Below are 25,065 nucleotides of genomic sequence, written 5' to 3'. Positions count from 1 at the left end.
TCCTTGACTTTCGGGGCGTTTCCCGCGAAGGGCGCACTGTCGCGCAACAGGTGTCTTGACGAGCGCATGCTCCTCCTGATCGCATGTCGCCCCATTGACCAAGTTTTTCCGGAAAAACCATACGCTTATGAGCTTTGCCGATCTCGGCCTGTCGAACGAATTGCTCCAAGCGGTCGAGACTGCGGGTTATACCGAGCCGACTCCGATCCAGGCGCAGACGATCCCGCCCGTGCTGATGATGAAGGACATCATCGGCATTGCGCAGACGGGAACCGGCAAGACCGCGGCTTTCGTGCTGCCGATGATCGACATCCTCGGTCATGGTCGCCGCCGCGCGCTGATGCCGCGCTCGCTGATCCTCGAACCTACGCGCGAACTCGCCGCGCAGGTCGCGGAGAACTTCGAGAAGTACGGCAAGAACCACGACCTCAAGATGGCGCTGCTGATCGGCGGCGTGCAGATGGGTGACCAGCTCAAGGCGCTGTCCGCCGGTGTCGATGTGCTGATCGCCACGCCGGGCCGCCTGATGGACCTGTTCGAGCGCGGCAAGATCATGCTCACCGGCTGCGAACTGCTGGTCATCGACGAAGCCGACCGCATGCTCGACATGGGCTTCATCCCCGACATCGAGACGATCTGCTCCAAGCTGCCGGCCAATCGCCAGACGCTGCTGTTCTCGGCAACGATGCCGCCGGTCATCAAGAAGCTGGCCGACCGATTTCTGACGAACCCGAAGTACATCGAAGTCGCCCGTCCGGCGTCGAACAACACCAGTATCGTCCAGCACAAAGTCGCCGTGCCTTCGCGCAAGAAGCGTGAAGTCCTGCGCGAACTGCTGAAGACGGATAACGTCACCACCGCGATCGTCTTCGCCAACCGCAAGACCACTGTGCGCGAACTGGCCAAGAGCCTGAAGAGCTACGGTTTCTCGGCCGGCGAAATCCACGGCGACATGGACCAGGCTTCGCGCAACGCGGAACTGGAACGGTTCAAGGCCGGTGAGATCAGCATCCTTTGCGCTTCCGACGTCGCCGCGCGCGGCCTCGACGTGAAGGGCGTAAGCCACGTCTTCAATTTCGACACTCCCTGGCATCCGGACGACTACGTCCACCGCATCGGCCGCACCGGCCGCGGCGGAGCGACGGGCCGCGCCTTCACCTTCGTTGCACCCGAGGACGCCGAGGCGATCGCCAACGTAGAGAAGCTGACCGGCGGCCCGATCCCGATCTATGAGCTTGGCCTTGGCGACACGGCCGAAGCCCATGAGGAAAAGCCCGCGCGTGCGGCCAAGCCTGCCCGCGAGGAAAAGCCCAGGCGCGAACCGCGCGCCCGGCGCGAGGCTCCTGCCAAGACCGAAGCGGCCGAGCCGCGTGAAGTCGCCGAACAGCCCGAAGCCGCGCCCAAGCGTGAGGAACGCCCCGCGCGGACCGCGCGCCGTCAACCGCGTGCCGAGGACCCCCGGCGCGAAGTACGAGCGGAAACGCCTGCGCCCAGCGCTCCGGCCTCTGCTCCCGCTTCCAGCCGTGGCGGACGCCGCCGTGATGCCGAGCCGGTGGCCCGCGACGACGGCAGCTGGAACGGCCCGGTGCCCAACTTCCTTCACGTCTCGGCCCTTTAATAGGCGGTCGGCCGGGCGAAACGCCCGGCGACTGACGCGAAAAAAGGGCTCGCGCTCTCGACGGGGCGCATCTGACGGCCCGGCGCCGGGCCTTTGCGCGTTCGCTGCCACGATGCTCAAACGGTTTGGCCGGGGGAGGGCCATCGCCGCCTTGAAGGCCCGCGCCCCATGGCATAGCCCCGTTGCATGGCTGGCCGGGCAACCGGCGGGCGCGTCTTCAGGGAGTTTACAAAAGCCATGGCATTCAAGACCCGCGTCACCGAGATGCTCGGCATCGAACATCCGATCGTCCAGGGCGGCATGCAGGGCGTGGGCTACGCCGAACTGGCGAGCGCGGTGTCGAACGCAGGCGGTCTCGGAACGCTGACCGCGCTCACCCAGCCCAGCCCCGAAGCCCTGCGCGACGAGATCGAGCGCTGCCGGTCGATGACGGACAAGCCCTTCGCGGTGAACATCACCGTTTTCCCGACGATCCTGCCGCCTGACTACAAGGCCTATGCCCAGGCGGTGATCGACGGCGGCGTGAGGATCGTCGAGACGGCCGGCACCCAGCAGGTGCGCGAAATCTGGGAGATGGTGAAGCCCCACGGTATCACCGTGCTGCACAAGTGCACCGCCGTGCGCCACGCGCTTTCGGCCGAGAAGCACGGCTGCGACATCATCTCGATCGACGGCTTCGAATGCGCCGGCCACCCGGGCGAGGACGATATTCCCGGCCTGATCCTGATCCCTTCGGCGGCGGACAAGGTGAAAATCCCGATGCTGGCATCCGGCGGCATCGGTGACGGGCGCGGCCTTGTCGCGGCGCTGGCGCTGGGGGCGGAAGGCATCAACATGGGCACCCGCTTCTGCGCGACGAAAGAAGCACCGATCCACGACAATGTGAAAGCGAAATACGTCGAGAACGACGAGCGCGGCACCAACCTGATCTTCCGCAAGTTCAAGAATACCGCGCGCGTAGGCAAGAATTCCGTCTCCGACGAGGTGGTCGAGATTTCGGCGCGTCCCGATGCGCAGTTCGAGGATATTCGCCATCTGGTGGTCGGGGCGGCGGGACGTAAATTGCTGGCCAGCGGCGATCTCGACAAGGGGATTTTCTGGGCGGGGATGGTGCAGGGGTTGATCCACGACGTGCCCACCTGCAAGGAACTGATCGAAAGGATCGTTGGCGAAGCCGAGGAGATCGTGAAAACACGCCTCGGTAGAATGCTCGCCTGAAACCCGGCGATCACTGGAGAGGAATCCCCATGACTTACGAGCACATCCTCTATTCGCTGGAGGACGGCGTCGCGCGCATTTCTCTGAACGATCCCAAAACCATGAACGGCGTGACCGAGGCGATGGGTCACGAGATGGTCCACGCCCTCGACGAAGCGGCGCGCGGTGCCCGCGCGGTGCTGCTCACCGGTGAGGGCAAGGGGTTCTGTTCGGGCGCGAACCTTGCTGCGGCGCAGGACATGCTCGCCGATCCGCTGCGCGACATCGGCGGACAGCTGGACCGCGCGTTCAACCCGGTCATTATGGCGATCAAGACCATGGAGCAGCCGGTGGTGACCGCGATTCGCGGCGCTGCGGCTGGCTTCGGCGCAGGCCTTGCAGCGGCGGGTGACGTGGTGCTGATGGCCGAGGGTTCGTACTTCTTCTGCGCCTTCTGCCATGTCGGGCTGGTGCCTGATGGCGGCGCCACATACCTGCTGGCGCAGGCGGTGGGCCGGGTGCGCGCGATGCAGATGATGCTGCTGGGAGAGAAGGTCGATGCCAAGACCGCGCTCGATTGGGGGCTGGCGACGAAGGTGGTGCCCGATGCGGACCTCGATGCCGAGGCGATGAAGCTGGCAAAGGCTCTGGCGCGCGGGCCGCGTTCGTTGGGTATGATCAAGCGGATGGCCTGGGACGCGCTCGATTCCAGCCTCGAGACGGCGCTTCAGGCGGAGCGCAGGAACCAGCGCGAGGCGGGGCGCAGCGAGGACTTCCTCGAAGGCGTCAACTCATTCCTCGAAAAGCGCAAGCCGGTGTTCAAGGGGCAGTAACGCTTCACTTTTCCGTAACCCCACCCCCGCTCATCCTGAGCCTGTCGAAGGATGCTGGCACTGCGCTGTGATCCTTCGACAAGCTCAGGATGAGCGGAGGTGGGGGTTATCCTTGGGCAGAATTCAACAACATTTTCCCCCGCCCGCGCCGCTGAAGCGGGCGTTCTCCCGGTTGCGGAAGAACGCCACGCGGTCCAGTGGCGGGGTGCCGGGGTGGTGCTTCACCATGTGGGCGAGATAGACCTCGTAAGGCGGCTGGCCGACCATGAGGCGGGCGGTCTCCCGCAGGCGTTTGAAGAACCCGCTCATTCCGCCGGGACCATCTGTGCGGGCATTTCGTTCACCGTCGGCCGATCCTCCCGCAAGGCGGCGAGGCAGGTGCGGACCGTGAAGCCCATTAGCGAGATCACCACGAACAGGAACAACACGCAAAGCCCTGCATCGACGCGGTCGTTGAATACGATCGCCTCCATCTGCTCCATCGACTTGGCCGGGGCCAGAACCTGCCCGGCCGAAACCGCGTCCGCAAACTTGCGGGCATGGGCGAGAAAGCCGACCGTGGGATCGCTCGACAGCAGTTTCAGGGTGCCTGCGCTCAGGGTGCAGATCAGCAGCCAGACCGTGGGCACCACCGTCACCCAGGCAAAGCGCTGCTGCTTCATGCGGAACAGCACCACGGTTGAAAGCATCAGCGCCACGGCGGCAAGCATCTGGTTCGAGATACCGAACACCGGCCACAGCGTGTTCACGCCGCCCAGCGGGTCGGTGACGCCCTGGTAGAGGAAGAACCCCCAGCTCGCCACGCAAAGCCCGGTCGCCACCACGCCCGGCAGGAACGAAGTTCCCGCCCGGAACGAGGGCACGGCCAGCCCGATCAGGTCCTGCAGCATGAAGCGTCCGGCGCGGGTGCCGGCGTCAACGGCAGTGAGGATGAACAGCGCCTCGAACAGGATCGCGAAGTGATACCAGAACGCTTTCATCGCCGAGCCGCCGGCGACGTGGCTGAAGATTTCGGCCATGGCGACGGCCAGCGTGGGCGCGCCCCCGGTGCGTGAGACGATGGTGTGTTCGCCTACGTCGCGCGCGGTCTGGACCAGCAGGTCGGCGGAAACCGGGAAGCCCATCGCGGTCACGGCATGAGCGGCGCTGACCGCGTCGGTGCCCAGCACGGCGGCGGGGCTGTTCATGGCGAAGTAGATGCCCGGATCGAGGATCGAGGCGCCCACCAGCGCCATGATCGCCACAAAGGCCTCCATCAACATCGCGCCGTAGCCGATGAAGGGGGCGTCGGTCTCAGTGGCGATCAGTTTGGGCGTGGTGCCGCTGGCGATCAGGGCATGGAAGCCGGAGACCGCACCGCAGGCGATGGTGATGAACAGGAACGGGAACAGGGCGCCCGACCACGCGGGGCCTCCGCCGCCGATGAACTGGGTGAGCGGCGGCATTCGCAGCGGCGGCGCCATGATAACGATGCCCACCGCCAGCGCGCTGATCGCGCCGATCTTGAGGAACGTCGAAAGATAGTCGCGCGGGGCCAGCAGCAGCCATACCGGCAACAGTGAGGCGAGGGCGCCGTAGCCGATCAGAATCCAGCACAGCTGCTCGGGAGTGAAGGTGAATAGCGGTCCCCAGAACGGCGATGCTGCCACGGCCTGCCCGTAGACGATGGCCGCGATCAGGCCCACGAAGCCCAGGATCGACACTTCTCCCACCCGGCCCGGTCTGATCCAGCGCGTGTATGCGCCCATCATCAGCGCCAGCGGGATCGTGGCGGCGACGGTGAACATGCCCCACGGGCTTTCCGCCAGCGCCCGCACCACGATCAGCGCCAGCACCGCCAGAATGATGACCATGATGAGGAAAGCGCCGGCCAGGGCGATGGTGCCGGCCACCGCGCCCATTTCCATGCGCACGAGTTCGCCCAGAGACTTGCCGTCGCGGCGCATCGAGATGAACAGGACCATGAAGTCCTGCACCGCGCCCGCCACCACGACGCCCGCGATGATCCAGAGCGTGCCCGGCAGATAGCCCATCTGTGCCGCCAGCACAGGGCCGACAAGCGGGCCTGCCCCGGCGATGGCGGCGAAGTGGTGGCCGAACAGCACACGCCTGTCGGTGGGCACATAGTCCATGCCGTCGGCGCGGTAATGGGCCGGAGTGGCGCGCCTGCCATCCAGTTTCATGACGTACTGCGCGATGAACAGGGCGTAATAGCGATAGGCGACAAGGAACGTGCTCACCGCGGCGACGACGATCCACAGCGCGTTGATCTGTTCGCCGCGCACCGTTGCCAGAACGGCAAGGCACGCCGCGCCGATCAGGGCGAGAATGATCCACGGGATATGTTTCAAGTCACGCTCTCCTGTTCAGAACCCGGGGGCCTGCCTTAGCCTGTAGGATCGCTTTTGCCCCGAGTGAACCGAAAAGGTCCCGTGCTTACAGCAGCCACGCGATCGGCAGCCGAGAGGCGACGCCGACCATTACACGGTCGAACAGACGCATCCCCGGCTCATCGGTGCGGGGCGGCGCCGTACCGTCGCTCCAGCGCAGTTCGCCATCGGTGCCGAGGGAGACGGCATAGGACGCATCGGGAATGATGCTGTCGAAGGCATCGGCGACGTGCGCCGCGAACAGCGGGCTGTGAATGACGAAGCCGAGTTCGGTGTTCAGCCGGTACGATCGGGGGTCGAAATTGAACGAGCCGATGAACAGGCGCGTCCGATCGACCGTGATGGTCTTGGCGTGGATCGTCGAGGCGCCGGAGCGCAGGGCCGCGAACGAGCCGCTGCCGGTGGCGCGCAGGCGGCTGCCGACGCCGAGCCGGTTGCCCTTGCGGCGCTCTTTCTTGGCGGCCTTTTTCGTAGGCGCGGCGCGCGTTTGGGGGCCGGTTTCGAACAGGCGTACGCCGGCCTTCAGCAGTTGCTTGCGCCACGGTGCATAGCCGGCATGGACCATCGCCACGTCGGTGGCGCCGTACCCGTTGGTCAACACCGATACCGCTACCCCGGAGCGTGCAAGCGCGCAGAGTTGGTCGGTACCCTGCTGGCCGGGGACGAAATAGCCCGAGACGATCGCCAGTTCCTTGAGCGGCGCGCCGATCGTATCGTCCAGCTTGCCGGCGAGCAGTTCGTCGTGCTCGATATCGTGCAAGGCCTTGGCGGGATCGTCGCTGATGACCTCCACCTGCGCCCATTCGAAATCGAGGTCGCCTTGGGCAAGCTGCCTGACCAGCGGCAGGCTGCGCAGGCGTTCGACATAGCGCCGCGCCGAGGCGTCGCTTTCGACCACCGATGCTCGCGATGCCAGCTTCGCGCGCTGGCGCTTGCCTACCCGCGCCAGGATCTGCGCGGCGGGATAGGCCGATGCACTGTTCCAGTAGCGCTCGAAATCCTGTTCGACATCGCGCACCACCGGTCCGATCGCCAGGACGTCGAGGTCGGCGAACATGGCGCCGTCGCCCGCGCCGAAATACTCGTCACCCACGTTGCGCCCGCCCACGATCGTCACGGCGCCGTCGACGGTGAAGCTCTTGTTGTGCATCCGCCGGTTGAGGCGGCCGAATTCGGTGAGGAAGCCGATTGTCTTGGGGAAGCGGATGCGGAACGGGTTGAACAGCCGCACCTCTATATCAGGGTGGTCGTTCAGCGCGGACAGCACATGGTCCAATCCGGTGATGCCGTTGTCGTCCAGCAGCATGCGAACCCGCACGCCGCGCCGGGCCGCTTCGTGGACTGCTTCGAGCAGGAGGGTGCCGGTGCGATCGCCGTGCCAGATGTAATATTGCAGGTCGAGCGTGCGCTCCGCCGTGCGGGCCAGCAGCAGGCGCGCCGCGAAGGCATCGATGCCGTCGCTCAGCAGGTGGACGCCGGAGAGGCCGGGGTGCCCCGATGTCTGCGCCGCCACGGAACGGGATAGCGAGCTGTCGCCGGGCAGGGGAAGGCGGGCAGTTGCGGGGGGCGTTCTGCGGGGCAGGCGGCTGGCGAGGCAAAGCGCCGCGCCTGCGGCGGCAATGCTGCCAAGCCCTATCGCCCAGCGCCGTCCGGCGCCGCGCCCAGCGCCGCTCAGGGCCGTTCTAAACGGGCTCACCCGTGCCATTGCTACTCCTGGTGTTCGTTGCGGTCATGCGTTCCTGACACGGAATGCAAGCGGTGTGGAACGGCCGAAGGACCCGGCTTGATCCCCGTGAATTGCAAGCCATCTAAGGCACATGGCAATGCCCGCGCAATCGGGCAAAAACAGGAAAACGGGCAGGAGCGCCAGATTGAACGACCCACAGGACGAGGTGCTGAATTTCTGGTTTCGCGAACTGACGCCGCAGGACTGGTTCAAGGGCGGCGAGGCGCTCGATGCGTTGGTTCGCGGGCGCTTCGCCGATCTGCATCGGCAGGCCGGTGCGGGCATGCTGGACGACTGGGCGGCCACCCCGCTCGGCCGGCTGGGGTTGATCCTGCTGCTCGATCAATTCTCAAGGCACATCCATCGCGACACTGCCGCCGCGTTCGAAACGGACGTTCGCGCCCAGCAATTGGCGGTCGAGGGGATGGCGATGGGCATGGACGAGAAGCTGGCGTTCGGGCAGCGCCAGTTCTTCTACATGCCCTTGATGCACGCCGAGGACCCGCAGCTTCAGGCGATGAGCATCGAGCGGTTCACCGCGCTGCGTGACTTTGCTCAAGATGTCTTGCAGTTCGCGCAAGGCCACAAGGGCGAGATCGACCGTTTCGGCCGTTTTCCGCACCGTAACGAGGCGCTGGCAAGGACCTCGAGCGAGGGCGAACGCGCATTCATCGACGGATGAGCGCAGCCGCTGCGTGTCAGGCAGCGGCGTCCTGCGGTTGGGGCACGCGGATGCGCGCGATCAGCCCGCCTTCGGGCGAAGAAGCGAAGGTCAGTTTGCCGTCGAACCGCATCATCAGGCGGTGCGCCGTGGGAATGCCCAGCCCGAAGCCCTTGGTGTCGCGCGCGCGGGCTGCATCGAGGCGGAAGAACGGGTCCAGGATCGCATCGAAGTAGCATGACGGGATGCCGGGCCCCGAGTCGGCGATCTCTATGCACCAATGGCCCTCGACGCGGCGAATAGTGATGCGCGCTTCTCCGCCGAACTGGATCGCGTTTTCGATCAGGGCTTCGAGCGCCAGCGACAAAGGTTCGCGGAAGGTCCGGACGCTGGCCGTACCCTCGACGGCGAACCGCGCCCTGCCGCGATACGGGAACAGCACGCCCCGCACCAGTTGTCCCAGTTCCACCGTCTCCGGCTCGGCATCGAGGTGCTGCGCGCGCAGGAAACGCTGGAGCGAGGCGAGCAGGGCCTCCATCTCGTCCACGCTGGCCAGGATCACCCCGCCCAGTTCGGCGTCGTCGATAAGTTCGGCGGCTACCTTCTGGCGCGAAAGGGGGGTGCGCAGATCATGGCTTATCGCCTCGAACGACCTGGCCTGATCCTGAAGCAGGCGCGCAATGCGGTCCTGCATGACGTTCATCGAATGCGCCAGTTTGCGCAGGTCCGGCGATCCGGTTTCGCGCACGGTGACCTGGCGGCCCTGGCCGATAGCGTCGGCGGCGTCGCTCATCCGGCGCAGGGGGCGGGTGAGGACGTGCAGTGCGGCAAGGCCGATGGCGAGGCAGGCCAGCGTCGTGGCTAGCGTAAGCACGGTGGCGCGCAGGGCCACCGGCCACGCGGCGTTCATATCGCGCGAGCGGAAGTTCAGCCAGTGTTCGTCGGTCAGCCGGATCGAGCCGACGAGATCGCGCTTGCCATGGCCGACATCGCGCACCGCAAGGCGCAGCGACCGCCCGCCGAGCGACGGTTCCCATTCGACGATGCGGGTGGCGATCGCCCGCAGCGTTTCCGAAGGTGCAGACGCGGCAACGGAAGGCGCATTGGCCACGGCTGCGGCGAGGTGGCGCGTGCTCATGGTGGGGGCGGTGAGCCGCGGGTCGAGCGCGTGAATCCGGTCGCTCACCACCAGCATCTCGGCAACGCGGCGGGCGTGGTCCTCGCGAAGGGTCTGGTGGTCGATCGACTGGTAGAAAACGAGGCTGGCCACGAGCTGCATCACGCCCAGAAGCAGGAACACCAGCGCAACGTAGACCGCGAAGCGCGGGGCAAAGGGTCGGGCCACCTGTTATCCTCTCTCGCGTTGTATTTCCCACGTTCGGCGGCACGATACGGTGGGTCTTTGATCTTGCGGTTCCATCCCGGCCCACCGGCGTCAACACAAGCATTGCTGCCAGCAATGATTTGATACGCAATCAGGCGCAGGCGCAATGGTGCGCAGGCTTTCGCGCCGGTTTCGGCCGCTTGACAAGAGCGTCGCCCATCTGGAAGCCCCGGCTGGTAGTTTCGTGTGAAAGGCCGGGAAGGACAACGATGCCGATCATCGTCGACAAGCAGGAGCGCCGGTCTCTCGTCCTGTCGGTCGCGTTCGACCTTGTTGCGGACAGGGGGATAGATGCGCTGACCTTCCGCGAGATCGCGGCGGCGACGGCGTGCAGTACCTCGATCGTGTCGCATTATTTCCGCAACAAGAACGAGCTGCTCTTCGGCGTCTACCAGCTCGCCAACGACCGCGCCCGCGAGCGTTTGGAGGCGGCGTTCGATGCCGGCCTGCCGCTGCTGGACTGCCTGGGCGAGATCATGCCGCTGACCGCAGGCGCGCGGGCCAACTGGCGCGTATGGATCGCGTTCTGGGGCAGGGCGCACCTTGAGCCGGAATATCTTGAAGAACGCCGCCGGGCTGCCGAGCAGAGCCTCGAACTTTATCGGGTGATGCTGGTGCGGCGCAGCGCTCGCCCGGTCGAAGACGGCGACCTGTTGTTCGAAGCGCGGCGGCTGATCGCCTCGGTCGCGGGGATTTCGCTTGAAGCCTGCTTTGCGCCCGACGACTGGACCGCCGGGCGTATGATCCAGGTTTTGACAGCACAGCTGGCCGACCTTGGCTTCGCCGCGGATGCCTGACAACACCTGTTTAATCTGACAGGCACCAGATAAAAAATATCGGGTTAGTCTCTCCACAATCGGCGCCGCGACGCAGACGCCAGCATGGGAGAGAACGATGATCCGCCACGTGGTGATGCTCAAATTCAAGAAAGACGCCGATCCGGCCAAGATTGACCTGTTCATCGAGGAAGTGAAAAAGCTGTCCCATCTCAACCGCGAGGTGCGCGACTACAGCCATGGCAAGGTGGTCCACACCCGCTTCCATTCCGGCGATTTCGACTTCGCCAACTGCTGCGACATCGACACCTACGAAGCGATGGAGCGATACATGTCGCACTGGTCGCATCTGCGCATGACGCCTTTCCTGCCCGACATCCTGGAGAACATGATGTCGTTCGATTGGGAGATCGACTACCACGGTCCCGCCTTCGACGAAGGTCTCGCCGCCGAGGAAGCGGAGCGCGAGAAGGCCCGTGTGCTCAAGCTCCACGAAGATCCCGCCAAGGCCTATGTCCCTGAAGTGCGCGGCCAGACCCGCGAGCGGGCGCTGGAAATGTGCGCGGCGGCCGGTGTCGAACTTTCGGCCGACGAGGAGGAGATCATCGGCTCGGTCTGGGCGCCGAACCGCATCATGTTCGTCACCCCCGATGCGGGAACTGAAGTGGCCAGGGGTTCTTCGATCAGGATCGGCATCACCGGAGACTGGCTTACCGGCCCGGCAGTGCCCGGAGGCGATGCGCCCGCGTGGTGAGCGAGCCGGATGCCGGTCATGACCTGTCACAAGGGACAGTGCCCGTGCGCCGTTCACGCGGCGATGAAATGCCAGGACAAGATAAAGAGGATCGCCACGCCATGATCGTGCTCGCCGGACACCTGAAGACCTCGCCTGACCTTGTCGAGGAGCTTGCCGATGCGCTGCGTTCGCTGGTCGAACCGACGCTGCAGGAGGATGGCTGCCTGGGCTACCACTTCGCCCTCGACAGTCGCGAGGACGGCACCGTGCTCGCCTATGAACGCTGGCGGGACGAAGATGCGCTGGCGGGGCACCTGGCCCAACCCACAGTGCAGGCCCTGCTGGGCGGCTGGGCGGATCGGATCGACACGACCGGCGTGCGCAAGTTCGACGCCACCAACGAGCGCAGCTTCGCAGACTGACGCGGCGATGGAAACACTGGGAGAGAGACAATGATGAACCGCCGCATAGTGCTGGATTCGCGCCCCACCGGGGTGCCTTCGCCCAATAACTTCCGCATCGAGGAAGCCCGGTTACCCGAGATCGGGGAGGGGCAGGTCCTGCTCGAAAACCGGGTCTTCGCCATCGATCCGGCAGTGCGCGGGATGCTCGACGACGTGAAGAGCTACATGCCGCCGGTGGAGATCGGCGGCCTTATCCCGACGATGGTGCTGGGCCGCGTGGTCCAATCGCGCCACCCCGAATTCCGCGAGGGCGACTATGGCCGCGCCTTCATCGGCTGGGAGACCCATTCCGTGATCTCGCCCGGCAGCGTCGGCTTCGAGAACGTGCGCGTCGCCGATGACCTGCCGCTTACCGCTTACATGGGTGCCTGCGGCTGGTCGGGCATCACCGCTTATGTCGGCCTCAAGCGCTACGGCGAAATACGCGAAGGCGACGAAGTGCTGATGAGCGCGGCGGCCGGTGCGGTGGGTTCGGTTGGCGGGCAGATCGCCCGGCTCTCGGGCTGCCGCGTGGTCGGCACGGTGGGCTCCGATGCCAAGGCGCGCCACATCACCGAAGACCTTGGCATGCACGGCGCGATCAATTACCGGGACTGCAAGGACCTAGACGCCGAGATCGCAAGGCATTTCCCGGACGGCATCGACCTTTATTTCGACAACGTCGGGGGCATCACGCTCGACACCGTGTTGCCGCGCATGAAGGGGTTCGGGCGTATTCCGGTCTGCGGAATGATCGCCAATTACAATCACCAGACCGATCCCTACCGTCTGAAGAACATGTGGCAGGTGCTGGTCAATCGCATCACTATGCGCGGTTTCCTTGCTTACGAGGCGGTGGACATGCTGCATGAGGCTGAGGATGCGCTGGCGAACTGGGTGCGCTCGGGCCAGCTCACTGCCACCGAGAACGTCGCCACGGGTCTCGAAGCGACGCCGGACGCCTTCATCCGCCTGATGTCGGGCGAGACCACCGGCAAGACGCTGGTGCGCCTTGACGAGACCGTATCGACCCTTGCGGACTGGAAGGTTGCCGCGCATGTCTGACGGCGCCACCGCGGCGCTGATCGCCAAGGCGCGCCTCGGTGAACTGGTGGCTGAATATGCGCAACTTATCGACTGGCTCGACTGGGACCGGCTGAGCGACGTGTTCTGGCCGGAATCGCTGTTCGACTTCGGCATGTTCAAGGGCGATTTCGGGGAATATCGCAAATTCGTGGCTGAACTGGAGGAGGGCTATTCGCGCCGCCTCCACATGTTCGCCATGCCTGTGGTCACGTTGACAGGAAAGCAGGCGAGGATCGATGCGGGGTGCGTGATCGTCTGCCGCACCGATGACCCTGCGCCGGGCATCGACGATACGTTCTGGGGGCGGTACCTCTTCACCGCCGAATGCCGAGAGGGGGAATGGCGTCTGTCGGGGCTCACGTATGTGCTCAACCTGTTCGACCGCGTGGAGCGGCAGGTTGACGATCGCGGCGGGCCGATGACTTTCGGTGACGGGCTGTCCCCGGCACATCCGCTGTTTGCGGGGAGGTAGCATTACGGGAACAGAAGAGTTTTCCGTTCCCGCTCGCTCAAAGCCTGCCAAAAGACCCTGGCTGCGGCGCTACCCGCGCGTATCTCCTGGCCATGTCTTCTGCGCCGCCCATTCGGCGGCTTCCAGCTTGTGCAACTGCTTCTCTACGGTTTGCATGATGGCGGCGCCTTCTGGGTCGCGGCAGCCCATGCCGTAGGTCAACGCCGTACGCGTACCGTCGGCGGCGATCCATTCCAGTGTCAGGTGCGACATGTCGCTGACGGCGACCTTGCACGCAAACTCCGTCTCAATGCCGGTTTCGGGCCGCAGTGCGGCCAGGGCGCCGCGCACGTCCTCGTAAGCCGTTCGACCCACCGAATGCGCGCGCTGGCCAAGGACGGCAGTGTGCCGCTCGCCCTTGAAATCGACCCGCCCGGCCGGGGTGACCGCAAGGGTGTAGACCGGGCAGAAGCCGAAGCATGGCCCGCGAGAGATGCGGATTTCCTCACCTCCCTGAGCCGTAACGGGAAGTGTGGGGGCACCGGACCGCACGCGGGGGGTGCAGCATATCAGCAGTCCGGTGCCCAGGACGACGGCAACGACGAATGTCGCGCGCATCGCCCTTTACCAGCCCACCGAGACCGACGCGCGCAGGGCCAGATCGACCCGCCCGTGACGGTCTTCGGCGGAAACTTCTCCGCCCATCGTAAAGCCGGACGAACCACCAATCGCCCGCAGGCGCGCGAACCAGCCGCTCGTCGCATCGTCGCCGGTGAGGGTGAAGTCCTTGCCGCCGTCGAAGTGCGCGGTGGTCGCGCCCAGGCCGCCCTTGACGATTTCACGCCAGCCACCTTCGGTTTCCATGCGCAGCCAGTTTTCGTCCTTGGCGCGCATACCCAGGAAATCGACGCCCACGGTCATGCTGGGGTTCACCGCCAGTTCGTCGCTGGTGCGGGCATCCACGATCAGGTTCAGCGTCTCGCCGCCCTTTTCGGTGTAGCCGTTCTCCTTCAGGCGCAGGTAGTCGACGGTGACGCCGGGCCGGAAGAAGAAGAACTGCCCGCCGCCCTCATAGGCTGCGCCGCCGCTGGCAGTGACGAAATTGCCCTTCCAGCTGGCATCCATCTTGCGGTTCACCGTCTCGGTGCCGATGGCGCCGGTGAAGGTGCGTTCCCCGTCGAAGTCGGCCTTGCCGAACGAGCCGCGCGCGAAGGCGCTTAGCGGACCGAACTTGCCGCGCCAGTGCGCCGCCAGTTCGAACGCGGTGGAGTCCACCTCGGAGACCTGGCCGTTCTTATGGTTGTTCCACAGGTAGGCGAACGTGGCGCCGAATCGGCCCATCTTGGTTTCGTACTCGCCGCTAGCGGACCACGCGTAACCGCTCAGCTTGTAGGCCGCGCTTTGGCCGGTCTTCCGGTCGCTGCCCCAGACCGCCATGTTAAGCGAGGTGGTGAAGCGGCCGCTGCGGGTTATGGGCCCTTGAGGGTCCTGCATCTGGCGGGCGAGGGCGCGGGTGCCCAGGCTCAAGCCCTCGAAGGCGCCGCCCGCATGATCGGGTAGCAACTGGCCAACGGCGGCGCGGAACTGGTCGCCGTTGGTGATGCCCAGAAACACGTCGCCGATCTTCTCGTCCTTGCCCAGTACGTCGAACACCGCGTCGTAAGCCGATGCGCCCGAGCGGTTGAGGCCCAGTTCGCTGACGGTGCGGCGCGATACATCGACGACGATGGTGTTGGCGGCGGCCTCCTTGTCCAGCTCGGCCTTGAACATGAAAGGCACGAGGTCGGTGTTGGTGGCGAGCTTGTCACGCCCGGTCAAATTGCCGGCGGTTAGGACCTGATAGCTGCCCTCGGCCGTGGCGACATCGGCAAGACGGATCGCCAGCTTCGAGCCATCCGCGAAGCTGGCATTGCCCGAAACGGTGTAGGCCGAGCCAGCCCCGGCGGTCTTGTCCAGCGTCACCAGCACCACGCCGCTCGCACCTACATCGAGCGAGCCGATCGAAGCGGGTTTGTTGATGTCGAGCGTACCGCCCGCGACCTTGACCGCGAGATTGGCCGAATTGGCGATCGAGCCGCCGAAGTAGGCGGTGCCCGACAGGTTCAGCGCATCGGCGCCGCCGCCAAAGTCCACCGCGCCATTGTAGGCGCTGGTCCCGGCCAGCGAGATCGTATCCGCGCCCGCACCGAAGCTCACCGCGCCTGTCTGTACTGCATCGCCCAAAAGATTGAGCGTGTTGTTGCCGCCGCCGAAGCTGACGTTGCCGGTCAGCGTGCCGTCGGCCAGATCGAGCAGGTCGTTGCCGCCGGCCAGCCTTACGTCGCCGACGATGGCCGGTGCGGTGATCCCCGAGGCGACCTGCGTCTGCCTGATCGTGACATTGCCGGTAGCAGTTGTCAGGTCGATGGCGATGTTGCGTGCGCCGGGCACCTCGGTGCTGGCCTTGGCGCCGGTGGCCGAGATGGTGCCGGCATTCTCGATCAGGTTCACCGTGCCGCTGGCGTCGGAGATGGCGGTGGCCGATCCCTTTTCGCCCGCAACGGCCTTGATCGTGCCGCTGTTGCGGATCGTCGGCAAGCTGCCGCCCGCGTCGACGCGTACGGCAGTGGCAAGGGCGCCGGCGGCATTGCCACTGGTGGCCGAAATCGTGCCGGTGTTCTGGAGTTGCGGCGTGGTCGCGCCTGCACCGACGCGGAGCGCGGTGGCGCTGGCGCCGTTCGAGGTTGCGTTCACTGTCCCTGAAACGCCAATGCCGTTGGCAATGCTTACCGCGCCGCCGCGTCCGCCGATGACCAGCCCATTGGCGTTCACGCCTGCGTAGAGGCCCTGGCCGTCCACGGCGCCGTCGATGATGAGGCCGAACTGGCTGGCGGTTCCGGCGACCGGGCCGATGGTGACGGCGCGGTCGGTCGCCCCGATCTGCATGGCAGCCGCGGAGCCGTAGGAGACGACCTTGGCATTGCCTTCCTTGGTGTCATCTATGCCGTCAGCGTCCGAATCCGGCTTTGCAGGGTCGGCCTTGGGAGCAACGGCAAGGATGATGCCGCCGCTGACGTTACCCTCGACGATCAGCGCCGAACCGCCCTGCAGCAGGTCGTCCGCGTCGAGCTTGGACGGGTCGGCAGGCGGAGTGGTGTAGCGGTAGCCGGTCGCGGCGATGGTTCCCTGAACCACCATGGCGCCGTTCACGTCCCCGGCGAAACGCGCTCCGATGGCATCCTTGCCTTGCGCCGAAACCGATCCGGCAAGGCGCACGTTGCCGTCGATGGCTTGCGCCGAAATGCCCACCGTGCGGTCGCCCAGCACGGTGGTGGTGCCGTCATGGGTGAAGGCGCCGGTCAGCTTGCCGCCCAGGGCAATGCCAGCCGAATCGTTGCCCTTGACGGTGATCGTGCCGCTCTGGGTAAACTTGCCGGTTTGGTCGCCCTTGGTGCGGATGCCGGTGCGGTTCGCGCCGAGCGCGAAGGGACCATCGAGGTCGCCGTCCTTGTCGGTGTCGGTGGGGACATAGGGTTCGTCGACGGTAATGGTGCCGGTGTTGACGATGTCGCCGCTGGTTCCCGCCAGCGAATCGATGCCTACCGCGCCGTTGGCGTTGCTGATCGCAAGCGCGCCCGCATTGGCGACGGCGTGGTTGCTATCCTGCGTGATCGCGGTGCCGGCGGTAAGGGTGACGCCGCCGTCCTTGGTGACGTTGATGGCATCGGCGGCGCCAGCCTTGATGGTCGAGGTCTTGAGCGGAGAGGTTCCCTTGGTCTTCACGTCCTCCGCGTGCGCGGCGGTGGAAATCGCCAGCAACGCGGTCGTGGCGAGAAGCGTCTTGGCAGACAGGTAGCGAGGCATCTTCGTCCCTTCAGGTCGGTAATGACCCTTGAGACGGAGGCAGGTGGGGGGAGCCTTGAAAAAATGTTCGGGGGTCTGGCAGAGCACCCTTCGACAAGCTCCGGGTGAGCTGAAGTTGCTTGGTGCTTCCAACAGGGTTCTACAGGTTACGCGATACTTTCAACACCGCTCAGGCTGAGCTTGTCGAAGCCCCCGCCGCCTAAAACCGCGCGTCCAGCCCCAGCCTGATCGTGCGCGGTCGCAGCGGCGTCACCTGATCGCGCCCGGTCCCGAAAGGCGTGCCCAGCGAGAAGCGATTGCCGTGTGAGTTGGTAAGGTTGTTGACCGTCAACGTCACGCCGTAACGCTCAGTACCCACACGGATATCCGCCCCGCTATCGAGGTAATCGCCCTGAGGCTGGCCCAGTTCCGGCCCGATGCCGAGCCGGGATTCGCCCACATAGCTGGCCCAGCCGTTGGCACTCAGGCGCAGGCGTTCGCCCAGATCCCGGTTCCACCCGATCCCGATCCGGCCCGAGAACTGCGCGATATTCGGCACCTGCATGGAGCGAGCCAGCGTCGCATCGACAAGGCTCATGCCAGCGATGTCGTATGCCGGTGCAGTCCGCGCCACCAGCGCGAGGAGTTCGGTGGGCGGCGTATCGACCTTGCTCCGGTTCCAGGTCGCCCCGGCCTCGAAACGAAGGCCTGTCATGAGCTGGACACCGCCGCTCACGCTGGCCGACCAGACCCGCCCGTCACCGATATTGGCAGTGGAGGGCAGGCCGGAATTATCGATGAAATCCGCCTGGATATCGCGCCAGCGGGTGAAGGATATGCTGGCGGCGATGTCGAAAACGCCCGCACCGGGCCGTCCGTGGCGCACGCCGAATTCCCAGGTCCCGGTGCGGTCGCCCTTGAAGCGGCGGACGAAATCGCTTTCAATCGCGAAGCCGCCGGGGCGAAAACCCTCCTGATAGCGCATGTAGAGCGCGGTCTCGCCAAACAGCTCGGCATTCAGCGCGACCGAGGGCAGGACTGTGGTGGCGCTGCGGTCCGCCGTCATTGCCTCGCGGGCCATGGCGATGAATGCGGCGTCGGCGGGCATCACATCCTCGCCCGCGCCGCTCAGCCGCGAATGGGTCACGCGTCCGCCTGCCGTGGCGGTCAGGCCGGGGCGGATGCGCATGCTGGCCTCGGCGTAGAGCGTGGCCTCGTCGATGGTATTGCGCACGCCGGTGGCGGCGGCGGTGGAAACTTCGGTCTCGAACCCGCGCCGCAGGACGGTGCGGTTGTGGGTATAGCTGGTGCCGATGATCCAGCTGAAGCCGCCGCGCTCGGGCTGCCACAGGCGGGTTTCGTGGGCGATCATGCGGGTGCGGTTTTCCTGCGCGAACACACGCGGCGCGTCGGCGGAAAGGCTGGCGTCGTAACGCTCCTCCAGATGCTGGCGCACGGCCCCGGTGGTTGAGCGCACGCGGATGTCGCCGATCCGTCCCGAGATCACGAACTGCCCCATGGCATAATCCGCGTCGGAGCCTTCCTGCACCCGTGCATCGCTCGTCAGCGGCGGCTCGGCATAGCGGGTGGCGTACTGGCTGTCGCGGGCATGGGTGGACTGGCCAAGGCCGATCAGATCCACGGTCCACTCCGGCCCAAGTCGCGCGCGCAGGCTGGCCCGCCCGCCAATGATGCGGGTGCGGTTGACGTCCTTGCGGCCTAGCAGCGGCTTGTCGATATAGCCGCCCAGCGTCGCCGCATCGAAGTTGGCGCGAAAGGCCACTTTTTCGCTCACCGGCAGGTTGATGGTGGCCGCGCCGTCGCCGCCGGGCGAGCCGTTCTGGGTCAGCGAACCGCCGAGCGCGGCCGATCCGCTGGTCTCTCCCATGACCGGGGCATTGGGGACGAGGCGAATGATCCCGCCCAGCGATCCTGCGCCGTAAAGCGTGCCCTGCGGCCCCTCCAGCACTTCTACGCGGGCCATGTCAGACAAGCGCAGGTCAGGGTCGGGGGCGTTGTAGGTAAGACGCAGGTCGCCAAGGTACTGGCCCACGGTGGCCTGCGTCGGCCCCGTGAAGCTGGAATCGGCGATGCCGCGGATAAATAGCTTGTTGCGCCCGCTGCCCAGGTGAGTGGAGGTGACCGTTGCTAGGCGCTGGGTGATCTTCTCGGTGCCGCCGATGCCGCCGGCTTCCAGCGAAGCACCATCAAGGATCGAGACCTGGCCCGGAATCTGCCCGATCGCAAGATCGCGTTTGGAAGCGATCACGATGATGGGTTTGGCGGCCGCCTCATCTGTGGGTGAGGGGCCGCGCGCCTGCGAAGGTGCGCGGCGCGGCGCGCTGGGCCGGGGCGCAGGCACGGCCTCGATCCGCCACGCGCCGGGGCCGACCGCCACCGCGCGGCCCCCCGCCGAGCGGGCGAGACGGCGCACGGCCTCGGCAGGGGTCATCCTGCCGTGCAGGGCCGCTACCGCACGCCGCGCGATCTGCGGGTCGGCGACGACGATGCTCGATCCGGTCTGCCGCGCCAGTTCGATAGCGACATTGCCCATTGTCCCGGCGCGCGTGGCGACAACCACGTCCTGCGCGGAGGCGGCTGCCGGCAGAGCCAGCGGCGTGGTCAGCATGGCCGCCACGATCAGGTGCACCCGCCGCATGACTTACCTGGCGCCGATCACCCAGCGATTGGCCTGCGCCTCCACCGATAGCCCAAGCAACGGACCGATGGCGGCGGGGTCCTTGCGCAGCGGGGCGATGAGGATCGAGCCGGACACGGCGCCGCTGCCGCCCGGCGCGGCAGCATAGTCGATGCCGGTCGCGCGCTTGAGCTGAGCGGCGACCTCGGCTGGCGATGCCGCTTCGAAAGTCAGACGGCCTTCGCGCCATTCGCCGACTTGTGCCGGCGCGATCTTCGATACGCTATAAGTCGCGGCGGTGCTGCGCAGTACTTCGCCCGGCGAGACGCGCACGTCCGCTCCGGACGGATCGAATTGCACGGCGCCTTCGGACACGGCAACGCTAAGGCCCTCATCATCGTGGCGCACGTCGAAGACGGTGCCGATGTCGACAAGCTGTTTGTCGCCCACTCGCACCGCGAATGGGTTTGCTTCGTCGTGCCTGACGGTGAACAACGCTTGGCCTTTGTCGAGCTGCGCGAAGCGGTGGTCGCGGCGGTCGAAAACGACGGTCGTGCCGCCCGCCAGCTCGATACGCGTACCAGCGTCCAGCGTGACCGCACGGGTTTCGCCCAGCGCGGTCTCGACCGTATAGAGATCGCGCCGCTCGCCCTGGAACATCCAGACCGCGCCCACCAGCGCAACGCAGGCCGCGACCGCGCCGCCCAGCCACATGGGCCCCGATCCTGCATGAGCAGCCTGCAAGGCAGGGGCATATTCCTCAACGATGTCGTCGTTGGCGGGGCCGGATGCAGCGGCGAGGCCGGCGGCATCAGTGACGGCGGCGGTCACCTCGTCATAGGCGCGCGCGTGGGCGGGGTCGGCCTCCAGCCATAGGGTGAACGCTTCCCAGTCGGCGAACGCGGGGTCGCCCGCGCGCACTGCCCAATCCAGCGCCTGTTCCTGTATCGTGCCGTCACTCGCCATCACGCGCTCCTTATGCGGCGAAGACGGAGACGATCGGCAGCGGCCTTGATTGCCCATGGGGCCAGCGGCTTCATGGCGCGCGTTCCTTCCATTCGGCCAGCGCGCGGTAGGCGACGCGAAGGTCGCTTTCCACCGTGCTCAGGCTGATGTTCATGTCTGCCGCGATGGTCTTCTGCGGCGCTCCGTCGATCCGGTGGCGGCGGAAGATCGCGGCGATGCGGGGGCCAAGTCCGTCCAGAAGCGCTAGGACGCTGGCGGCCTCCTGTGCAGCGGCGATGCGCCGTTCGGCCGATGGTTCGGCGGAAACGCCCGGAGGATCGCCGGCGTTGACGTCGCTCCAGTCCCGGTCGCGCGCGCCGGCCTGCCTTTGCGAGCGGAAGCGGTCGATCATCAAGAGGTCGGCGGTGCGGAACAGGTACGACAGCGGCGAGGCGACCGGGCCGGGGCTGCTTGCGGCGATCTTCAGCCATACTTCCTGCACCAGATCCTCCGCCGCCTCTCCGGCGCCGCGCGCGCGCAGGAATCGGACCAGCTTCTCCCGGTTATCGAGAAAAGCCGCTTCAAGCCCGGCACTGGAGGATTCTGCTGTCACTGGCTGCTTGGATTGCTGTAGTCGCCAGCGCAGATAGACGTTCGCAGCCCTGCGGGGAAGTGCCCGATCACCAAGCGCCAGATTGCGGTGACGCGAGCAGGAGCGCAGGCGCGCTCAGCGCAGAATTTGCGCCAATCCCGCCAGATCCTGCGCAAACCGTGTATGTTCACGCTCCCGCGCTTCGCCGTCGAGGCGCAGGAGGTAGCTGGGGTGGGCGGTCAGCCAGATCACTGTACCGTCGCCCTGCGTCAAAGCCTGTCCGCGTTCGCGGCCGATGGACGGGGTGCGGCCCATCAACCCCCGTGCGGAGCTCGCGCCCAGAGCGAGGATGACTTTCGGCTTGACCAGTGCCCGCTCGCCATCCAGCCACCAGCGGCACATGTCGATCTCGCCAGCAGTGGGGTTCTGGTGGAGGCGTATTTTGCCGCGCGGCGCGAACTTGAAATGCTTGACCGCATTGGTGACGTAAGCGGCCGAGCGGTCGATGCCCGCTTCGCCCATCGCGCTGTCGAGGATCTGTCCGGCGGGGCCGACGAAGGGCCGGTTTTCGAGTTCCTCGGTATCGCCGGGCTGTTCGCCCACGATCATCAGCCGTGCATCGCTTGCACCTTCGCCCATCACGGCGCGGGTGCCGTTACAGCCGATGGTGCAGCGGCGGCACTGCGCGATGCCTCCGGCAATCGCTTCCAGGCTGGCGGGCGCGGCGTCGTCGAACAGGCTTGCGCCGGTAGCGATCATCGATGCCTCGCGCTTGTGGGCGCCGGCGATGAGATCGGCGATTTCACGCGCTTCGGGCAGGTTTTTCCAATACCGCCGCGGCATTTCCTTGACCATCATGCCGACTTTCAGGCGCGCCGGGTTGAAGATCGAACGATAGTAGCTGACCCACAAGTCCTCGACGGCATCCTCGCCGGGAGCGTCTTCGCGCGAGCCGGGCGGGCCTTCCAGCAGTGCCATGCCATCCCAGTGCAGCGAGAGGCGAGGGGTCAGGATCGACCAGCGCTGGCTCGCGAAGCGATTGACGAAGAAATCGGCAGTGGCTCGCTCGATATGATGGTCGGGTTCGAACCAGGCCACGTAGCGTTCCACACCGTCCTCGTCCGTCACCGAGCGGAAGCGGACGAAGGCGTGCATCTTGTGGATGTCGCGCCGCACCTGCATCGCCATGCGTCGCAGCGCGCCCACGTCAGGATCAGCCGCATCGTCGAGCAGGCGGGGGCGATCCTGCAGCCGCCAGAGCAGGCGATAGAGCAGATCGAGTCGCTCGGGTGCCGAATGCAGGACAGCGGTGCGAGCAAGGTCCATGAAGACGCGGCTGGCGCGCACTTCGCGCGGCGGCGCCGGAGCGGCCGGAGGCGTAACGGTATCGGCGAAGAGATCGGCTGTCCCGCCGCCGTCGCTCCATGCGACCATTTCGGGCGGTGTCCCGCTGGCGATCAGCCGCCGCGCGTTGGTGCGCCAGGCCTCGAAGTCGTCAGGCTCGGCGAGGTCCGCCGCGATCATCCGAACAGTTCCATCTGTTCCGCCTTTGGCGCCAGTCGCGCGCGCAGGTCCGCGCGGTCGGTGAGCAGGGTGGGGCGCCAGTCGGCAGTGACGATGAAAGGCCGGAGCTTCTTTACCGAGACGGTCAGGCGCGCCACATCCTCCAGCCGGATCGTGCGATAGCGGCGGGCGGCGAGCAACGCGTCTATCGCCTTGGTGCCCAGTCCGGGGACACGCAGCAGCGCCTCGCGAGGGGCGCGGTTGACATCGACGGGGAAACTCTCCCGGAATTTCAGCGCCCAGGCCAGTTTGGGGTCGATGTCGAGCGGCAGCATCCCGTCCCTATCGGCCGCTGCCTGCACTTCGTGCGGTGCGAAACCATAGAACCGCATCAGCCAATCGGACTGGTAGAGTCGATGTTCGCGCATCAGCGGCGGGCGCTTGAGCGGCAGCACGGCGCTTGCTTCCGGGATCGGGCTGAAGGCGGAATAGTAGACCCGGCGCAGCGCAAACCTGTCGTAGAGCGTGCTGGCCTTGCCGACGATCTGCGCATCGCTGGCGCCGTCCGCGCCGACGATCATCTGTGTGGATTGTCCGGCGGGCGCAAAGCGCGGGGCTTTGGTAAAACGCTTTTGCGAATCGCGGGCGTCGTCGATGGCGCTCGACAGGTTGCCCATCGCGCCTTCAATCGTGGCGCTATTCTTGTCGGGTGCGAGGCGGGCGAGCCCGGCATCGGTGGGCAGCTCGACATTGATCGAGACGCGGTCGGCCCACAGCCCCGCCTGCGCGACGAGTTCGGGATCAGCCTCGGGGATGGTCTTGAGGTGAATGTAGCCACGAAAATCGTGTTCTTCCCGCAAGATACGGGCAACTTCTATAAGCTGTTCCATCGTATGGCTGGAAGATTTGATGATGCCCGAGGACAGGAACAGCCCCTCGATATAATTTCGACGATAGAATGAGAGGGTCAGGTCGACCACTTCCTGCGGCGTGAAGCGGGCGCGGCGCACGTTCGAGCTCTTGCGGTTTATGCAATAATGGCAGTCGAACACGCAGTGGTTGGTCAGCAGCAGCTTGAGCAGCGAAATACAGCGCCCATCCGGGGCATAGGCGTGACAGATGCCCATGCCTTCGGTGGTCGACCCCAGTCCCTTGCCGTCGCGACTATTGCGCTTCGTGGTGCCCGATGAGGCGCACGAAGCGTCGTATTTGGCAGCATCGGCGAGAATCGCGAGCCGCTCCATGACGGTTGGACGGGACATTTGTTCATTATATGTTCTTATGACTTTCGGCGCAACCCTCCGTTTTGGCTTGTCTCAATCACCTGATCGAAACGCCCGGCGGTCTGGAGGCAGACCGCCGGGCTGGGACCTCCGGGGGGACGGGAGGCCATGTCGGCGCGCCGATGGGCGTGCCGGTGTCGGCGTCGCTCTGCGCTTAGCGCAGCAACGACAGGACGTTCTGCTGGCTCTGGTTGGCCTGGGCGAGCATCGCGGTGGATGCCTGGCTCAGGATCTGGGCCTTGGCCATCGCGGTCGTTTCGGCCGAGTAGTCGGCGTCTTCGATGCGGCTCTTGGCGTCGGACAGGTTGGTGACGGTGTTGGTCAGGTTGTTGATCGCCGATTCCAGGCGGTTCTGGCCGGCGCCCAGCGAAGCGCGGGTCGAGTTCACGTCCTTCAGCGCATTGTCCACGTTCGTCAGCGTGGCGGCGGCCTTGGTGGCGTCGGTCACGTCCAGAGCCGAGGCGGCGAGGTTGGCGCCGTTGATGGCCTTGGCGGTCAGCGTGACCTTCTCGCCCGAGTTCGAGCCGGTCTGGATGTCGAAGGTCAGGTCGGTGCCCGAGGTGGTCGAGATCAGCGTGTTGCCGTTGAACTTGACCTGCGTGAACGAGTCCGAGATCTGCGAGGTCAGCGCGGTGACTTCCTGCTGCATCGCCGCGCGGTCCGACGACTGATAGGTGCCCGAGGCCGACTGGATCGCCAGTTCACGCACGCGCTGCAGCATGTTGCTGACTTCCGACAGCGTGCCTTCGGCGGTCTGCGCCAGCGAGATACCGTCGTTGGCGTTGCGGATGCCCTGGCTCATGCCGCGGATCTGCGAGGTCATCGAGGTGGAGATCGCAAGGCCGGCGGCATCGTCCTTGGCCGAGTTGATGCGCTTGCCGGTCGACAGGCGCTCCATCGCGGTGCCGAGCATCTTGTTGGCGGCGTTCGAGGCGTTGGATGCGCGGATGGCGCTGATGTTGGTATTGATGACAGACATGA

General features: G+C 65.9%; 21 protein-coding genes. 9 read left to right on the top strand and 12 right to left on the bottom strand.

What is annotated here, in order from left to right:
• Positions 1-127 precede the first annotated feature (127 nt).
• The 3 genes from V474_RS05795 (at position 128) to V474_RS05785 (ending at position 3,648) form a co-directional block, all read left to right on the top strand.
• Positions 128-1,618 carry a DEAD/DEAH box helicase gene (locus V474_RS05795; protein WP_059150510.1) on the top strand — a complete coding sequence of 497 codons (1,491 nt, stop codon included), beginning with the start codon at positions 128-130 and terminating at the stop codon, positions 1,616-1,618.
• Between the two features lie 237 nt (positions 1,619-1,855).
• Positions 1,856-2,836, top strand: a complete 981-nt coding sequence (locus V474_RS05790) for an NAD(P)H-dependent flavin oxidoreductase (protein WP_059150509.1) — start codon at positions 1,856-1,858, stop codon at positions 2,834-2,836.
• A gap of 29 nt (positions 2,837-2,865) precedes the next feature.
• Positions 2,866-3,648 (top strand): enoyl-CoA hydratase-related protein, encoded by a 783-nt coding sequence (locus V474_RS05785; RefSeq protein ID WP_059150508.1) that lies wholly within the window; start codon positions 2,866-2,868, stop codon positions 3,646-3,648.
• 123 nt (positions 3,649-3,771) lie between these two features.
• Here the strand turns inward: V474_RS05785 and V474_RS05780 are convergent, their stop codons facing one another.
• The 3 genes from V474_RS05780 to V474_RS05770 all read right to left on the bottom strand — a co-directional run bounded on the left by V474_RS05780 (position 3,772) and on the right by V474_RS05770 (position 7,743).
• Positions 3,772-3,957, bottom strand: a complete 186-nt coding sequence (locus tag V474_RS05780) for a YbdD/YjiX family protein (RefSeq protein WP_059150507.1) — start codon at positions 3,955-3,957, stop codon at positions 3,772-3,774.
• Positions 3,954-5,999 carry a carbon starvation CstA family protein gene (locus V474_RS05775; protein WP_059150506.1) on the bottom strand — a complete coding sequence of 682 codons (2,046 nt, stop codon included), beginning with the start codon at positions 5,997-5,999 and terminating at the stop codon, positions 3,954-3,956. The genes V474_RS05780 and V474_RS05775 overlap by 4 nt, the downstream gene beginning before the upstream one ends.
• Before the next feature lie 85 nt (positions 6,000-6,084).
• A complete protein-coding gene (locus V474_RS05770; RefSeq protein ID WP_082699597.1) occupies positions 6,085-7,743 on the bottom strand; it encodes a phospholipase D family protein in 1,659 nt (552 codons plus the stop codon).
• Between the two features lie 166 nt (positions 7,744-7,909).
• Between V474_RS05770 and V474_RS05765 the strand changes: the two genes are divergently transcribed.
• Positions 7,910-8,446 (top strand): DUF924 family protein, encoded by a 537-nt coding sequence (locus V474_RS05765; protein ID WP_059150505.1) that lies wholly within the window; start codon positions 7,910-7,912, stop codon positions 8,444-8,446.
• Between the two features lie 16 nt (positions 8,447-8,462).
• On the opposite strand, the gene V474_RS05760 is transcribed toward V474_RS05765, so the two are convergent.
• Positions 8,463-9,770 (bottom strand): sensor histidine kinase, encoded by a 1,308-nt coding sequence (locus V474_RS05760; protein ID WP_059150504.1) that lies wholly within the window; start codon positions 9,768-9,770, stop codon positions 8,463-8,465.
• 248 nt (positions 9,771-10,018) lie between these two features.
• Here V474_RS05760 and V474_RS05755 point away from each other — a divergent pair, with 248 nt between their 5' ends.
• The 5 genes from V474_RS05755 to V474_RS05735 all read left to right on the top strand — a co-directional run bounded on the left by V474_RS05755 (position 10,019) and on the right by V474_RS05735 (position 13,322).
• Positions 10,019-10,606 carry a TetR/AcrR family transcriptional regulator gene (locus V474_RS05755; protein ID WP_059150503.1) on the top strand — a complete coding sequence of 196 codons (588 nt, stop codon included), beginning with the start codon at positions 10,019-10,021 and terminating at the stop codon, positions 10,604-10,606.
• A 97-nt stretch (positions 10,607-10,703) separates the two neighbouring features.
• Positions 10,704-11,339 carry a Dabb family protein gene (locus tag V474_RS05750; RefSeq protein ID WP_059150502.1) on the top strand — a complete coding sequence of 212 codons (636 nt, stop codon included), beginning with the start codon at positions 10,704-10,706 and terminating at the stop codon, positions 11,337-11,339.
• A gap of 101 nt (positions 11,340-11,440) precedes the next feature.
• On the top strand, positions 11,441-11,743 hold the full coding sequence (locus V474_RS05745; protein ID WP_059150501.1) for a putative quinol monooxygenase: 303 nt from the start codon (positions 11,441-11,443) through the stop codon (positions 11,741-11,743).
• 30 nt (positions 11,744-11,773) lie between these two features.
• Positions 11,774-12,829 carry an NADP-dependent oxidoreductase gene (locus tag V474_RS05740; protein WP_059150500.1) on the top strand — a complete coding sequence of 352 codons (1,056 nt, stop codon included), beginning with the start codon at positions 11,774-11,776 and terminating at the stop codon, positions 12,827-12,829.
• A complete protein-coding gene (locus tag V474_RS05735) occupies positions 12,822-13,322 on the top strand; it encodes a nuclear transport factor 2 family protein (protein ID WP_059150499.1) in 501 nt (166 codons plus the stop codon). Before V474_RS05740 ends, V474_RS05735 begins: the two co-directional genes overlap by 8 nt.
• A 69-nt stretch (positions 13,323-13,391) precedes the next feature.
• Here V474_RS05735 and V474_RS05730 read toward each other — a convergent pair whose 3' ends face one another.
• The 8 genes from V474_RS05730 to V474_RS05695 all read right to left on the bottom strand — a co-directional run bounded on the left by V474_RS05730 (position 13,392) and on the right by V474_RS05695 (position 25,063).
• Positions 13,392-13,919, bottom strand: coding sequence for a DUF6438 domain-containing protein (locus V474_RS05730; RefSeq protein ID WP_236710722.1), 528 nt, complete (start codon positions 13,917-13,919; stop codon positions 13,392-13,394).
• 6 nt (positions 13,920-13,925) lie between these two features.
• Complete coding sequence (locus tag V474_RS05725) at positions 13,926-17,144, bottom strand: autotransporter outer membrane beta-barrel domain-containing protein (RefSeq protein WP_059150498.1); 3,219 nt, start codon at positions 17,142-17,144, stop codon at positions 13,926-13,928.
• A gap of 199 nt (positions 17,145-17,343) precedes the next feature.
• Entirely contained in the window at positions 17,344-19,782 is a 2,439-nt protein-coding gene (locus V474_RS05720; RefSeq protein ID WP_059150497.1) for a TonB-dependent receptor, read from the bottom strand.
• Between the two features lie 3 nt (positions 19,783-19,785).
• On the bottom strand, positions 19,786-20,727 hold the full coding sequence (locus V474_RS05715) for a FecR family protein (protein WP_059150496.1): 942 nt from the start codon (positions 20,725-20,727) through the stop codon (positions 19,786-19,788).
• Between the two features lie 70 nt (positions 20,728-20,797).
• Positions 20,798-21,319: an RNA polymerase sigma factor gene (locus V474_RS05710; protein ID WP_059150495.1), complete on the bottom strand. Its 522-nt coding sequence runs from the start codon at positions 21,317-21,319 to the stop codon at positions 20,798-20,800.
• A gap of 114 nt (positions 21,320-21,433) precedes the next feature.
• Positions 21,434-22,822, bottom strand: a complete 1,389-nt coding sequence (locus V474_RS05705) for a UdgX family uracil-DNA binding protein (protein ID WP_059150494.1) — start codon at positions 22,820-22,822, stop codon at positions 21,434-21,436.
• Positions 22,819-24,063, bottom strand: a complete 1,245-nt coding sequence (locus V474_RS05700; RefSeq protein WP_059150493.1) for a putative DNA modification/repair radical SAM protein — start codon at positions 24,061-24,063, stop codon at positions 22,819-22,821. The genes V474_RS05705 and V474_RS05700 overlap by 4 nt, the downstream gene beginning before the upstream one ends.
• Positions 24,064-24,238: 175 nt before the next feature.
• The gene (locus tag V474_RS05695; protein WP_059150492.1) at positions 24,239-25,063 is read right to left on the bottom strand and encodes a flagellin N-terminal helical domain-containing protein; all 825 of its coding nucleotides are present in this window, start codon (positions 25,061-25,063) and stop codon (positions 24,239-24,241) included.
• Positions 25,064-25,065 lie beyond the last annotated feature (2 nt).

Source organism: Novosphingobium barchaimii LL02, from assembly GCF_001046635.1.
GTDB classification, from domain to species: domain Bacteria; phylum Pseudomonadota; class Alphaproteobacteria; order Sphingomonadales; family Sphingomonadaceae; genus Novosphingobium; species Novosphingobium barchaimii.
This window is presented reverse-complemented; position numbering and strand designations above follow the sequence as displayed.

Coding starts and splice junctions, on each gene's coding strand:
- V474_RS05720 (WP_059150497.1), bottom strand. CDS start 19,782: ATGCGGCGGGTGCACCTGATCGTGGCGGCCATGCTGACCACGCCGCTG.
- V474_RS05730 (WP_236710722.1), bottom strand. CDS start 13,919: ATGCGCGCGACATTCGTCGTTGCCGTCGTCCTGGGCACCGGACTGCTG.
- V474_RS05750 (WP_059150502.1), top strand. CDS start 10,704: ATGATCCGCCACGTGGTGATGCTCAAATTCAAGAAAGACGCCGATCCG.
- V474_RS05795 (WP_059150510.1), top strand. CDS start 128: ATGAGCTTTGCCGATCTCGGCCTGTCGAACGAATTGCTCCAAGCGGTC.
- V474_RS05735 (WP_059150499.1), top strand. CDS start 12,822: ATGTCTGACGGCGCCACCGCGGCGCTGATCGCCAAGGCGCGCCTCGGT.
- V474_RS05700 (WP_059150493.1), bottom strand. CDS start 24,063: ATGTCCCGTCCAACCGTCATGGAGCGGCTCGCGATTCTCGCCGATGCT.
- V474_RS05705 (WP_059150494.1), bottom strand. CDS start 22,822: ATGATCGCGGCGGACCTCGCCGAGCCTGACGACTTCGAGGCCTGGCGC.
- V474_RS05740 (WP_059150500.1), top strand. CDS start 11,774: ATGATGAACCGCCGCATAGTGCTGGATTCGCGCCCCACCGGGGTGCCT.
- V474_RS05770 (WP_082699597.1), bottom strand. CDS start 7,743: ATGGCACGGGTGAGCCCGTTTAGAACGGCCCTGAGCGGCGCTGGGCGC.
- V474_RS05725 (WP_059150498.1), bottom strand. CDS start 17,144: ATGCCTCGCTACCTGTCTGCCAAGACGCTTCTCGCCACGACCGCGTTG.
- V474_RS05715 (WP_059150496.1), bottom strand. CDS start 20,727: ATGGCGAGTGACGGCACGATACAGGAACAGGCGCTGGATTGGGCAGTG.
- V474_RS05745 (WP_059150501.1), top strand. CDS start 11,441: ATGATCGTGCTCGCCGGACACCTGAAGACCTCGCCTGACCTTGTCGAG.
- V474_RS05785 (WP_059150508.1), top strand. CDS start 2,866: ATGACTTACGAGCACATCCTCTATTCGCTGGAGGACGGCGTCGCGCGC.
- V474_RS05790 (WP_059150509.1), top strand. CDS start 1,856: ATGGCATTCAAGACCCGCGTCACCGAGATGCTCGGCATCGAACATCCG.
- V474_RS05755 (WP_059150503.1), top strand. CDS start 10,019: ATGCCGATCATCGTCGACAAGCAGGAGCGCCGGTCTCTCGTCCTGTCG.
- V474_RS05695 (WP_059150492.1), bottom strand. CDS start 25,063: ATGTCTGTCATCAATACCAACATCAGCGCCATCCGCGCATCCAACGCC.
- V474_RS05780 (WP_059150507.1), bottom strand. CDS start 3,957: ATGAGCGGGTTCTTCAAACGCCTGCGGGAGACCGCCCGCCTCATGGTC.